This window comes from Streptomyces millisiae, assembly GCF_031845425.1.
GTDB lineage: Bacteria > Actinomycetota > Actinomycetes > Streptomycetales > Streptomycetaceae > Streptomyces > Streptomyces millisiae.
The window spans coordinates 180827-193885 of sequence record NZ_JAVREM010000004.1; the positions used below are offsets into that span (position 1 = coordinate 180827).

At 70.8% G+C, this 13059-nt stretch carries 9 protein-coding genes and 3 pseudogenes; 10 read left to right on the forward strand and 2 right to left on the reverse strand.

All coding sequences use genetic code 11. The features are described 5' to 3' along the window. Positions 1-21 precede the first annotated feature (21 nt). The 7 genes and pseudogenes from RNC47_RS06705 to RNC47_RS06735 all read left to right on the forward strand — a co-directional run bounded on the left by RNC47_RS06705 (position 22) and on the right by RNC47_RS06735 (position 5014). Complete coding sequence (locus RNC47_RS06705; protein WP_311596411.1) at positions 22-594, forward strand: hypothetical protein; 573 nt, start codon at positions 22-24, stop codon at positions 592-594. A gap of 776 nt (positions 595-1370) precedes the next feature. Then, positions 1371-1559 (forward strand): annotated as a pseudogene (locus RNC47_RS06710) (PIN domain-containing protein); the annotation flags it as partial. A gap of 155 nt (positions 1560-1714) precedes the next feature. After that, positions 1715-1948, forward strand: a complete 234-nt coding sequence (locus RNC47_RS06715) for a hypothetical protein (RefSeq protein ID WP_311596412.1) — start codon at positions 1715-1717, stop codon at positions 1946-1948. Further along, positions 1948-2340, forward strand: a complete 393-nt coding sequence (locus tag RNC47_RS06720) for a type II toxin-antitoxin system VapC family toxin (protein WP_311596414.1) — start codon at positions 1948-1950, stop codon at positions 2338-2340. Before RNC47_RS06715 ends, RNC47_RS06720 begins: the two co-directional genes overlap by 1 nt. Positions 2341-3123: 783 nt before the next feature. Then, positions 3124-3756, forward strand: a pseudogene (locus tag RNC47_RS06725) (response regulator transcription factor); the annotation flags it as partial. Between the two features lie 144 nt (positions 3757-3900). Continuing rightward, the gene (locus tag RNC47_RS06730) at positions 3901-4791 is read left to right on the forward strand and encodes a HAMP domain-containing protein (protein WP_311596663.1); all 891 of its coding nucleotides are present in this window, start codon (positions 3901-3903) and stop codon (positions 4789-4791) included. After that, positions 4686-5014: pseudogene (locus RNC47_RS06735) on the forward strand (sensor histidine kinase). Before RNC47_RS06730 ends, RNC47_RS06735 begins: the two are co-directional and overlap by 106 nt. A gap of 42 nt (positions 5015-5056) precedes the next feature. Here the strand turns inward: RNC47_RS06735 and RNC47_RS06740 are convergent. Both RNC47_RS06740 and RNC47_RS06745 read right to left on the reverse strand, forming a co-directional pair. After that, positions 5057-7096, reverse strand: coding sequence for a TerD family protein (locus tag RNC47_RS06740; protein WP_311596665.1), 2040 nt, complete (start codon positions 7094-7096; stop codon positions 5057-5059). A gap of 250 nt (positions 7097-7346) precedes the next feature. Further along, entirely contained in the window at positions 7347-8699 is a 1353-nt protein-coding gene (locus RNC47_RS06745) for an FAD-dependent oxidoreductase (protein WP_311596416.1), read from the reverse strand. 126 nt (positions 8700-8825) lie between these two features. Between RNC47_RS06745 and RNC47_RS06750 the strand changes: the two genes are divergently transcribed. The 3 genes from RNC47_RS06750 (at position 8826) to RNC47_RS06760 (ending at position 13050) form a co-directional block, all read left to right on the forward strand. Then, complete coding sequence (locus RNC47_RS06750; RefSeq protein ID WP_311596418.1) at positions 8826-9938, forward strand: helix-turn-helix domain-containing protein; 1113 nt, start codon at positions 8826-8828, stop codon at positions 9936-9938. A 275-nt stretch (positions 9939-10213) separates the two neighbouring features. Continuing rightward, on the forward strand, positions 10214-12628 hold the full coding sequence (locus tag RNC47_RS06755; protein WP_311596419.1) for a sensor histidine kinase: 2415 nt from the start codon (positions 10214-10216) through the stop codon (positions 12626-12628). After that, positions 12625-13050 carry a roadblock/LC7 domain-containing protein gene (locus tag RNC47_RS06760; protein ID WP_311596421.1) on the forward strand — a complete coding sequence of 142 codons (426 nt, stop codon included), beginning with the start codon at positions 12625-12627 and terminating at the stop codon, positions 13048-13050. The genes RNC47_RS06755 and RNC47_RS06760 overlap by 4 nt, the downstream gene beginning before the upstream one ends. Positions 13051-13059: the final 9 nt, after the last annotated feature.

The following is a 13059-nucleotide window of genomic DNA, read 5'->3' on the forward strand; positions in this document are numbered from 1 at the left end:
GCCTATGCTTCAATGCCTTCAATGAAACCGAGGAAGAACGGGGCCTCGCTCAGGTTCGCCGTTCAAGATCACGGAAGCTTCCTGTTCACTCGCACCAGCGGCATCACCGTGCGCAACGCGTTGGAGGCCCAAGTCCACGAAGCCGCGCCCGTTGCCCTCTTGACCATCGACTTCGTCGGCGTGGACGCGATGACGAACAGCTTCACCGACGAGTTCCTCGGCAAGTTCTACCTGTCGTTGGCTGCCGGGGACAGCGACGTCCAGGGAGTCCAACTGGTCGGGCTGAGCGAGGAGACGCGTGACGCGGTCACCGTGTGTCTAGAACGACGCAAGCAGATCGCTGTGGACGGTGATGATGGCGTCCTTCTCGGAGACGCAGCGCTGCTCGCCGATACCTACGAGCAAGCGCGTCAGCTCGGCAGATTCCGAACGACCGCTCTCGCGGACGCCCTTCGAATTTCCCTGCCCAACGCCAACAACCGCCTCAAGCGCCTGGTCGAGGCAGGAGCGCTCGTGCGCAACCGCACAGCCGGCCCCGAGGGTGGAGGCAAGGAGTTCGTGTACTCGCTGCCCGGGGCCCCAGGGAACGAGTAGGTCCCCTGGGCAGGTTGCAGGTGCGGTGGTACGCAGCCACCAGCGAGACGCTCTCCGGCAACGCCAGACACCACCAGCCGACCCAGCCGCGGCCCAGAGTCTCCTATAGATCGATAACGCCCCAGGCGAGGCCTCACATCGACGGCGTCCGCCAGTTGCACTTCCAGTTGCATTCGCCCTCCTTCAGTGGGGTCCGGAGGTCTACTCGAGAGACTGCATCGCTGGCCAGGATGGCGGCGAATCCGCCTGGACGACGGGACGAACAGTTGGAAAGCGTGTTGGGTTCACACCCTCACGAGTTCCAATCTCGTATCCTCCGCACCCTGCCTCAACAGGCAAATCGAGGGGCCCGTTGATCACCAGCGGGGCCCTTCGTCATGCGGCGCTACCCCTCGTTGTCCTGGTTCTTGCCCACAGAGGGTGTGCCCAGGGCTCCCCAGAGGGCATCGGCGATCTTCCGGGCCAGGTCCTTGAGCATGGCGTCTGGCACACGGGCCGCCGGTCAGCAAGGCGCGGACATAGTCCGTCCCCTGCCAGGCCGCGCCGGCCGCCTACCGCTCGGCGTCCCGCCCCTCCCGGTGCTTCCGTAGCAGCTTGACCACCGGCTCGGGCAGCCCGATCGCGTGACCGCCCGCACGGCACTTGGCAGAGCGGCCGGCGCCGGAGGGGCTGCTACTCACCCCGTGACCAGCCGCTCCGCCGGTGCGGTGCGGTGCGGTAGGGGGAGCAGGGGCTCACCGCCAGGCCGTGGCATCCGAACATCATCACCGTTCACGGTCGACGAGCGGGCGTACGACCGCGCCTGGCGGGTCCAGGACGCCTTGCCCCAGCGCGGGCGACCCCGCGGCGCAGGACCGGTAGACCTTGTCGTGGCCGCGACCGCCGAGCTGCGAGGGCTGCCCCTGCTGCACCGTGACCGTGACTTCGAGTGCGTCGCAGCTGTCACCGGCCAGGCCCTCCAGTAGTACGGCCCCGAAGCCGGTAAGCAGACCGAGGCCCCCTGGAGGAATCCACGAGGCGGCTGGCGCGCCCTGGCCGCCGGCCAGCCGCGCGCACTGACAGGTGGACGCTCTCGCGGCCCACCCTTGCCATGTAAGACGTTTCGTCTTACATTTGGCGTATGGCTGACACCATCACGATCCGCAGCGATTCGGAGACCGAGCACGCCCTGGACATCCTCACCCACGATGGCAGCTCGCGCTCGGCCGCCATCCGCCAGGCTGTGCTGGAGACCGCCATGCGCAGGGAGCGCGCCGCCGCTATGCGACGCGCGGTTCTGCGAGTGCCGCTGGACGAACCGGATGGCGTCGATGTCGCCGCGGAGATCTCCCGGGAGCGCGGGGAAGAACGCTGATGATCTATCTCGACTCCGCCGCGGTCGTCAAACTCGTCCACGCCGAAGCAGAGACGCAGGCACTGCGGGACTGGCTGGACGAGCGGGCGGAGACGGGCTGGACCAGTTCGGTCCTGGTAGAAATCGAGTCGTTCCGGGCCCTGGCCCGTCACGCCCCGCGGTCCGTTACGCGGCTCCCCTCGATCTTGGACCTGATCGACATGGTGGACATGGCCCCGGGCATCCGCATCCTGGCTCAGACCGTGAGGCCGGCGACGGTGCGGAGCCTGGACGCCATCCACCTGGGCACAGCCTTGTGGATCCGTCCACGACTGACCTCATTCATCACCTACGACAAGCGGCTGGCCGACGCCGCACGCGTCGCGGGGCTGCCCGTCGACATCCCGTCGTGACAGCCCTTCCACAGATCGCCACTCCCAGTCTTCCCCAGCGGTTTCCGACTGGAGGGACGGCCGGGCCGTCGCGGTAGTGCCCTCGCTCGTATCCTCCGCACCCGCCCACCGGGGTCGGCATCGCCGCTCCCTCGATCCACCCGCACTTCTCCGACCAGCCGGCCATCATGTTGGCCATCATGCGACGGGAGTTCGGCGGCCTGTGGACGCCTCACCAGCACTGATGTGCCGCCACGGCCACGCCACCAGCGTCGTCGCCCCCGGCCTTCCCCCTGGCCCGAGGACATCCCCGAAGGCGTCATCCCCCCCGGCTCGCCCACCTGACTGGAGCCTGAGCCCCTCCAGGACACAGCCCGGCGTACAGCCCGACTCAACGTCCTTTCAAAGACCAGTGGTTGGCGCCACGCGCGTAACGGTGAGTTAACAGCTGAGGCTGTTGCATCTCTCAGTTCCGGCCTCGAACGACCCGGATGCCGGCAACACATCACTGAGAGGAAAGTCATCATGAAGAAGCGCGGGAAGCTGATCGTGGCCATCTCGGCCTTTGCGGCCCTGGCGATGGGCGGCGCCGGGGCGGCCTTCGCCTCCGACGGCGGGGCCGACGCCAGGGAGTCGCAGGAACAGCGGTGGGAGTCCAACAGGACGGAGCCGCACACGGGGCCGGAGGAGAGGGGCCAGACCGACGTCACGGAGGACGACGGGCAGCCCAGCTTCGACGATGACGGCACCCCGCCGAGTGACCAGAGACGCACTACCAGGAGGGCTGAGCACGGCCCGGGGGTACTGGTGGTAGAGGACGAACGGCGGCTCGCCGACACGATCGCAGAGTGGCTGCGCCAGGAGACGCACGCCGTCGATATCGTCTACGACGGCGCGGCGGCCCTGTAGCGCACCAACGTCAACGACTACGACGTCGTCGTCCTCGACCGCGACCTGCTGCGGGTGCACGGGGACGACGTGTGCCGCCGCCTCATCGACGGCGGTTCCCCGGCGCGTGTGCTCATGCTCACCGCTTCCACCACCGTCACCGATCGCGTCTCTGGCCTCTCCCTCGGCGCCGACGACTATCTGACGAAACCGTTCGCGCTCCCCGAACTCGCCGCCCGGGTCCTCGCCCTGGGCCGCCGCACCCGAGCCACCTCCGCGCCGGTGCTCCGGCGCGCCGGCATCACCCTCGATCCCACCACCCGCGAGGTGACCCGTGACGGGCGGGGCATCGCACTGACCAACAAGGAGTTCGCCGTGCTGGCCGAGCTGCTGGCGGCGGGCAGTGCCGCCGTCTCCGCCGAGCGGCTGCTGGAGAAGGCCTGGGACGAACACATCGACCCCTTCACCGGAGTGGTCCGCGTCGCCATCCTCAAGCTGCGCCGCAAGCTCGGCGATCCGCCCGTCATCGAGACCGTCACCGCGGTGGGCCCCCCGCATCCGGTGACGCACGCCGACGCACGCGCTCCCCGCACTCTCCGCGGCTGTGGCCGACTCCGGCTCAGGCCCGGCCGACTGACCCTGCGCACCCGTCTGACGCTGGTCTACGGCGGCCTGTTCCTAGCCGTCGGGATCGTGCTGCTCGGAGTCACCTATGTCCTGTTCAGTCAGCAACTGGGCAGCGGCGGCCCGCTCAGCGTCAACTCCGACGGCATCGAGGAAGCACCTTCACCGGCGCCGCGCGGCGATGCTCAACCATCGCCCGAGCTCTCGGCGTTCGAGGAGTCGGAGCGGGAACGGCTCAACGACGCCGCTGTCACCTCGCTGCTCACGCTGGGCGGCATCGCCCTCGCCGTCGTCGCCACCGCGGCCGGCGGGCTGGGCTGGCTCATCGCGGGCCGTGTCCTGGCCCCCCTCCGCCAAGTCACCGATACCGCCCGCCGTATCGCCGCCGCCCCGACCGCGGACCGCAGCCTGCACGAGCGCATCACCCTCGCCGGCCCCAGGGACGAGGCGAAGGATCTGGCCGACGCCTTCGACACCATGGTCGAACGCCTCGACCGCTCCTTCGACGGCCAGCGCCGCTTCGTCGCCAACGCCTCCCATGAGCTGCGCACCCCCTCGCCCTCGGCCACGCACTGGCGGAGATGGCCATGCACCGCAAGACCGCGTCCGAGGACGTCAAGGAGCTCGGCGAAGAACTCCTGCAGACCAACGACCGGCATGAGCGGCTCATCTCCGGCCTGCTGCTGGCCGGCGCGGAGAACCACGTCCCGGAGCCGGCACCGGTCGACCTGGCAGACGTCGTCACCCATGCGGTCACCCAGAGCACCGCGGAAGCGGAGCGGGCCGGCGTCACCCTGTATGCCCAGCCCGGCACCGCCCGGACGGCCGGTGACCCGCTGCTCCTCGAACGCGTCGTGCAGAACCTCGTCGACAACGGCATCCGGCACAACACCGCCACCTCCGACGGATGGGTCCGCATCACTAGCCGTACCCGCGAGGAGCACGTGGAGATCGAAGTGAGCAACACCGGACCGAGGTACCCCACTACGACATCCCGGCCCTCTTTCAGCCCTTCCGCCGCCTGCGCACCGAACGCCTGGTCACCGCCAAGGGATCCGGCCTCGGTCTGTCCATCGTCCGCGCCGTCACCCACGCCCACCGGGGAGAAGTGACCGCCCACCCCAACCCGGCAGGCGGCCTCACCGTCGTCGTGACCCTCCCTCGCCGGGCCGGCTCCTACTGAGGCTGAACTCGAGATGTCGCGGAGTTCAGCCGGGTCGGCTGGTCAGGCCGCCTTGGCGACGGTCCGGCGCGGTGTCGGTCGGTCGAGGTGGACGACCACGCCCGTGTAGAAGCGGTGGATGGCGTCGTCCACGCTGCGGATGAAGCCGGTCTCGGCGTTGCCTCGGCTGCTGCCCATGCCCTTGGACAGGGTCAGCCGGAAGCCGGTGATCGGGCCGCCGTTGTTCTTCGGGAGCAGGTCCGCGGGTTCGGGGCGCAGCTTGTCGAGCGTGCCTCGGGGGCCTATTCCCTCGCCCTCGACGAGGGTCTCGATGTGCAGGTCCGCCGGGGCTTCGGAAAGCCGCTTGATGAGTCGCTTCGCCCAGGACAGGGGATAGCCCTGTTCCTGCGCCGCGATCTCGATGGAGGTACGCAGCTTGCCGGTGCGCAGGTCGGCGCTGATGGCGAGGACGCCGGGGCTGCCATCGATGCGCAGCTCGGCCTGGAGCCGCCCGTCCAGGCACAGTTGGTCGGCGAGACGGTTGCGGCGGGCTCCCGGATCGTCTCCGCGCTTGGCGCGCTGCACGGGGAGTACCTTCTGGCCGAGTTCGCCTCCCAGCCGCAGGCAGACCTGCCGGATGAGCCGCTCCCAGCTCTCCACGACCTCCAGCGCGCGTGGATCTCCCTGGCACAGGGTCTCGTCGTCGATTCCGTTTCGCACGGGTACCCAGGCGGGGCCCATGTTCTGGAAGCCGTGGCAGCCCGAGTTCTCGTGTTGGAGGTAGTGCAGCAGCTCCCTCAGCAGCCAGGCGTGCGCCGCGTTCCCGACGCCCTCGTGCTGAATCAACATCTGGGCCTGGTGGGCGACTTCGGCCCAGGACAGATGCCAGAGAGCGACCTTGTGCTTGCGGCGACCGTCGATCTTGACGTCCACGAGGGGGCTGCCCTCCAGAGCCACGTCGTTCGACAGGGTGATCACGGCCTCGTAACCGCGACGTGCGGCGATGTCGACGTACGCCTGCACCTGATCGGACTTGAGGGCGTTGCCGTTGGTCTTCGTCTCGACGAGCGCGGTCCACAGTTTGCCGGCGCGTTCGACGCGGATCACGCCATCGGGACGCCGTGGGGTGTCGCCGTGCGGTAGCGCCACCTCGGTGAACGTCTCCATGCGACCGGCCGGCGCGCCGAACGCGGCGGTGAGTCTTCGACCGAACTCCGGCACCTGCCCCATCACCGAGAGCAGTACCGAGGTGGCTCGGGCCTCCCTGTCCCGGTCGGTCCTGAGCACCGAGACCGGGAACAGCCTGGCCTCCTTCCAGGACTCGTTCTCAGCCAGGGACTTCTTGGCCAGTCTGGGGAGGGTGACCTTCTTACGGGCGGTCCTGGGGCGTGCCGCCGGCTTCTTCGGTGTGGTGCCGGCCTCGCCGGCACGCGGGGCGGGCACGCTCGCCTCGGCGACGGCAGGAGCAGGGAGCGGCTCGGCCGACGGGACGGGGGTGGGTGCGCTCGAAAGGTGCTCGCTCGGGAAAGCCTCGGTTGAGGCGACCGGTTCTCCCGCTTCCTCCGAGTCGTCCTGGATGTCGACGCCGAAGTCCGTGGCCAGGCCGGCGAGGCCACTGTCGTAGCCCTGCCCGACCGCGCGGAACTTCCAGTCCGTGCCCCGGCGGTACAGCTCCCCGAAGATGACCGCGCTCACCGAGTCGACGTCGTCTATGGCGAAGCGCAGCAGGCTCTCACCGGACGCGTCGGCCAGCGAAAGCCGCAAGTCCTCCAACTCGCCGAAACGCGCGCCGTTGTACCTGCTGGCGGCCACGACGACTCTCTCGATCCCGGCGGGAACGGCCGTCAGGTCGAAGCTGATCCGGTCCTCGTTCCCCTCCGCGGTGGGCGTCTTGCCCAGCAGTTGCACACTGCCGTCCGCGGCGACCGGGTTGTTGTAGAAGTAGAAGTCCGCGTCGCCGCGTACCTTGCCGTTCTCGTCGAGCAACAACACCGAGACGTCGGCGTCGCCGTCGCCGGCGGGACTGACCCAGCCGAGACTGACGATCACGGAACCGACGCTCTCACTCAGGGCCGCCAGAGATACGTTCGAGCCCTTGACCATGTCACGCACAAAGCCCCCACGAAAATGCGCACAGGGTGCCCCCGGTCACCCGCCCAGCCGTCGAAGAACGACCCGCCGTGACGGGTCGCTCACGGAGAACTGTAGTGCGCATCGGCCACTTCGGTGCCTTTCGGTCGCGATTCCCTCGACCGGGACGGCACGATGTACGCGTGGTGTGAAGGCCGCGATCGCGCGTCGGCTCCTCCTGCGACGGCGCGCACCACCCCGCCGCGGGTCGCCCGCCACGGCGTCACACCGCCGCGTCGACCCGGCCGGTGTCCCGCTGGCGGGTCGCCCACGCCGCGCGGAGCAGGGTGCCGGGGCGCATCAGGGTCTTCGCCGAGGACCGCATGTGCATCACGTCGAGGAAGCGGCGGTGTATCACCGGGTCGGTCACCGAGGCGCGGACGATAAGGTCGCTGAGGCGGGAGGCGACCGTGAAGCCGCGGGGGCGGGGGCCGGTGACGTGCGGCAGTTTCAGGTCGTTGAGGGCGGAGGTCTGCCACGCGTCGTCCACGACGGTGCGGGCCTGCCTGAAGTAGGACCAGGCCGGGTCGCGTGGGGACTGCCCGGATTCGAGGTAGGTCGCCAGGCAGGAGGCGTGCGACGTGGCCGAGGACATGCCCTGGCCGTAGATGGGGTTGAACGAGGCCAGGGTGTCGCCGACGGCGACGAGGCCGGCGGGGAACCGGTCGAGCAGGTGGAAGTCGCGGCGTCGGTTGTCGGGGTGCCGGTAGGTCACCGGCTCGCCGATCGGCTCGCCGTCCTCGGCCAGTTGGCGGAAGGGTGCCGCCGGGTCCTCCTTGCAGCGGAGCAGGAACTCCTCGACGCCGCGGCCCGGGCGGTCGTCCGCGTAGCCGGCCACCAGGACGACCCAGCGGTCGCCCTCGACCCGGCCGAGGGTGCCGAGCCGCAGCCGGCCGTCCGGCAGGTTCGCCAGGGACTGCGCCAGCGTCGCGTCGTGGGGTCCGGCGGGGCGGCGGAAGAGCGCGGTGGCGTAGCCGAGGTCCACCGGCATGCGCCGCATCCCCGGCTCCGGCCAGCCGCCCTCCCGCAGCCAGGTGCCGATCCGGCTGGCCCGGCCGGTGGCGTCGACCACCAGGTCGGCGGTCAGCACGTCCTCCGCGTCGGCGGCGTCCGCGTACCGCACCCCGCTCACCCGGTCGCCGGTGAACGCCAGGCCCCGCACGCGGCCGTTGACCAGCCGCACGTTGTCGAACGCCAGCACCCGGCGGCGGAGGTGGGCCTCCAGGAAGGGCCGGGTGGCGCTGACCATCTCGATGTCGCCCGTCAGCACCTTGCGTCTGCCGTCGAGGAAACTGTGCACGTCCGTCCCGGTGTCCGCGAGCGCGGCACCGGCGGCGACGAGTTCGGTGGCGAAGCCGGGGAGCCAGTGGTCGATCCGGCGGCGGCCGGCGTCGAGCAGCGCGTGCATCTGGGTGCCCTGCGGGACGCCGGGGCGGGGTTCCCGGTCGCCCCCGAAGTCGCCGGCGGGGGCGACGTCGTCGCGTTCGAGCACCACCACCTCGTCCGCGTGGTCACTCAGCACCCGGGCGGCCAGCAGCCCCGCGATACTGCCCCCGAGTACGGCGGCCCTACGCATCTGTACCTCCTGGTTCGGCAGCGGCGGGGAACATGGTGAACCGTCAGTCGTGACCTGAACCGACCATCCGCGCACCCGGTCTGTACATTTCTGGAGGTCCGCCCCCTACGAAGGAAGGGCCGTGCGATGAGCCTGCCGCCCAGGACCTCGCGGCCGTACGGGAGAGGGGCTGCCTCCCGTGCCCTGGGCGCCGCGCCCGGTGCGGCGCTCGGCGCCGACCCCGGCACGAGCCGGTCGCACCTGGTGGGCGGCACGTCGCCCGACGTCGACACCTGGCGGGGGATGCTGCACGACTGCCTGATCGAGCTCGACGCGATCCCGATCGGCGGCACCGGGAAGGGCACCGGTTACACGGGCTGGCTCCGCCAACTCGACCTGGGCTGCCTGACGCTGACGGACGTCGGGACCGATCCGGTGCGCGTGGTGCGCACGCCCAGGATGCTCGCCGGGAACCAGGACGACTTCTTCCTGCTCTCGATCGCCCAGGAGGACAGCGCGTCGCTCAGCGGGAACGCGCTGTCCCGGCTGCGGCGCGGGGACGCGGTGCTGCTCGACAGCACGGCGCCCTTCCAGCTCAGCGCCAACGAGTTCGGCCACCACCTCGTGCTGACGTTGCCGCGCGCCGACGTGACGCGGGTGATGCCGGTCAGCGGCGAACACGTCGGTCGCCGCATCGCCGCCCAGAACCCGGTGTTGCGGGTGCTGCGGGCCACGATCGCGGAGGTGCACTCCGGCGGTGAGCGGTTCGATCCGGACCTGCTGCCCGAACTCGGGCACGTCCTGCGTGAGTTGATCTTCTCGGTGCTGCGGTCCGACGAGCTGGGCGACCAGTCGGGGGTGAACGGGCTGCTCGGCCACCACGCCCAACTCCTGCGCATGCGGGACTTCGTGCGGCGGCATCTCGCCGAGCCCGACCTGTCCGCGAAGGTGGTGGCGGCGGCGTTCGGGGTCTCCGTGCGCTACGTCGAGCTGGTCTTCCGGGAGGGCGGCACGTCGCCGGCCAGGTACATCCGGGAGAGCCGCATGGAGGAGGCGCGCCGGAACCTGGCGAGCCCGCGGCGCAGGCAGCGCCCGATAGCCGCGATAGCCAGGTCCGTCGGGATCGAGAACCCGACCGTGTTCACCCGGGTGTTCCGCACCTTCTACGGCATCACGCCCAGCGAGTACCGGCGGTCCCAGGCCGGGGGGCGGGGCGACGGGGAAACCCCGGTGCGGGAAGTGACGACTCCGCGTTCGTGAATCGTCGACAGCGGCGCGCCGGGCTCCAGCATCCTGGGCGCCGATGTCGTACGGGGTGTCACGACTGGTGCTCCGGTTGTCCACCGTTCAGGGGAATTTTCGACTTGCTGTCAGATTCACCGCATGACCCCGAGACAGCCCCCACCGTGAGTGCCCCCGGCACCGGGAGGCGGGCGAGACGGGGCCGGGCCGGGCAGCACGCCGGCCGGCGGCCCCTGCTCCGGTCGCGCGGGCGGCGGGGCCCCTGGTCGATCCGGGCCCGCGTCCTCGTGCTGGTGCTGATCCCGAGCCTGGCCCTGAGCGCGCTGTGGGGCACGTACACGATCGCCGGGTTCAACGAGGCGCTCGACCTGCGGCAGACCGTGCGCGACGTGGAGGCGGTCGGGGTCAACGGCGTGACCGCGATGGTGGCGCTCCAGGAGGAGCGTCGGCTGTCGATGAGCTACCTGGCCCATCCCGAGGCCGATCCGGGGCCGCTCCAGGAGCAGCGCGCGGAGACCGACCAGAAGCTCGCGGCGATGAGTCAGGCCGCGGAGCCGGTGGTCGAGAACAACCCGCCCGCGCTCCAGGAGATCTTCGGGCAGATCAGCCAGGGCCTCGCGATGCTGCCCGACTTCCGGCAGCAGGTCGACGCGCGCGCGGTCGACCACGCCCAGGCGTTCGAGTTCTTCACCGGCGCGGTGAGCACCGGCATGACGTACTTCGAGGCCGAGGCCCGCCTGACCAACGACTCCGAGGCGCTCAACGAGGGGACGACCGCCGCGGCGATGTTCCGCGCGCTGGAGAGCCTGGCCCGGCAGAACGCGGTGCTGTCCACGGGCCTGTCGTCGCCCGACGGCATGTCGACCACCGAGCAGCGACAACTCACCGCGCTGGTCGGCGTGCAGCGGGAACAGTGGGGGGTGGTGGCGCCGGCGCTGCGGGGAGCGCAGGCGGACCGCCTCCAGGAGATCACCGCCGGACCCGAGTGGTCGGTGCTGGTCGCCGCGGAGGACGCGGCCGTCGGGACCGGCGGGATCCCCGGCGACTTCGAGGAGTGGCAGACCTCGATGCTCCAGGTCGCCGAGAGCCTCCAGCAACTCACCCTGGACCAGGTGGACTTCGCGGTCGGCTTCGCCAACGACCGGGTGGACGACCTGATGACCTCGGTGATCCTGACCAGCGTGGGGGCGCTGCTGGCCATCGCGCTGGCGGTGTTGATCTCCGTGCTGGTGTCCCGGGCGCTGATCCGTCGGCTCCGGGACCTCCGCGGCGCGACGCTGCGGCTGGCCGAGGAGCGGCTGCCCGACGTCATCACCCGCCTGCAGAGGGGCGACAAGGTCGAACTCGCCGAGGCCGTCCCCGAGATGGAGCAGGGCTCGGACGAGATCGGGCAGGTGGCCGGCGCGTTCGCCATCGCGCAGCGCATCGCCGTCCGCGCGGCGATCGAGCAGGCCGAGACGCGCGAGGGCATCAGCCGGGTGTTCCTGAACCTCGCGCAGCGCAGCCAGGGCCTCGTGCACCGCCAACTGGCCCTGCTCGACCGTCTGGAGCGGGACAGCGAGGAGGATCCCGACCTGCTGGCCGAGCTGTTCCGGGTCGACCACCTCGCCACCCGGATGCGGCGCAACTCCGAGAACCTGTCCATCCTCGGCGGCGCGATGCCCGCCCGCCGCTGGCGCCGACCGGTGCGGTTGACCGAGATCCTGCGCGCGGCGGCCTCCCAGACCGAGGACTACTCCCGGGTCAAGCTGGCCGGCATCCCCGAGGTCACGCTCGCGGGCCCGGTGGCCGGCGACATGATGCACCTGCTCTCCGAACTGGTCGAGAACGCGACGACGTTCTCCCCGCCGCACACCAGCGTGCAGATCCGCGCCGAGGTGGTGCCCAAGGGGCTCGGGATCGAGATCGAGGACCGGGGCATCGGCATGTCCGACGAGGTGCGCGAGGAGGCCAACCGCCTGCTGGTGGCGGCGCCCGAGTTCAACGTCATGGGCTTCACGGAGGACACCCGGCTCGGCCTGTTCGTCGTGGCGCGGCTGGCGGCCCGCCACAACATCATGGTGACGCTGCGTCCCTCGCCCTACGGGGGGACCTCCGCCATCGTCCTGGCGCCGACGGAGCTGCTGAAGGACACCGAGCCCGACGCCCAGGCCCAGGCCCAGGCGCAGGCGCAGGACCAGGACCGCGTCGAGGCGATGGCCGGGGCGCAGGCACCGGCACCGGCACAGACCCGTGTGCAGGCGCCGGAGAGCGCGCGGCCGGCGGTGGGCGCACCCGCCTGGGCGCGCGACACCGGGCAACACGCCCCGGTGCCGCCGTCCCCGGAGCCGACGCCGCCGCCGCGCCGCGTGGAGACGGTGGTGGCGCCGTCCCGCTGGGAGGAGCCGCGCATGCCCGACAACGTCGAGCCGATCCGCGACGGCCTCCAGCGCGGCGCGGCACGTCAGGAACCGCCGAGGCGCACGCCGAAGCAGCTGCCGCGCCGGATCCGCCAGGCCAGCATGCAACCGGAGCTGCTCCGCCCCACCACCCCGACGCCCGACGCGGCGCCCGGTGACCGGTCGGCCGAGGAGGCGCGCCGCCTGATGTCGACGTACCAGCGCCAGTCGTACCGGGGCCGCGTCGACGCGGAGCGGGAACGTGACGGCGGACAAGACGACGTGGCCGGGAACTGGCCGGCCGGAGAAGGGCAGTGGGACCCGCGATGACGCAGATGCCGAACCAGGCCACCGACCTCAACTGGATGCTGGACGACCTCGTCCGGCGGGTCCCCAGAACGCGGCACGTCCTCGTCCTGTCGGCCGACGGTCTGGTGATCGCCCACTCCCGCGACCTCGGCCGGGAGGACGCCGAGCACATCTCGGCGGTCGCCTCCGGGTTCCAGAGCCTGGCCAGGGGCTTCGGGCACCGCTTCGCCGGCGGGCACGTGCGGCAGACGATCGTCGAACTGGAGAACCTCTTCCTGTTCGTGACCGGCGCGGGGCAGGGCGCCTGCCTCGCCATCCTCGGCGAGGACGACATCGACGTCGGCCTCGTGGCCTACGAGATGAACCTGCTCGTCAAGCGCGTCGGTGAGTACCTCGCCGCGGCGCCCCGGCACGCGGCAGCGGTCTCGCCCACGTCCCCCTGAGATGAGGCC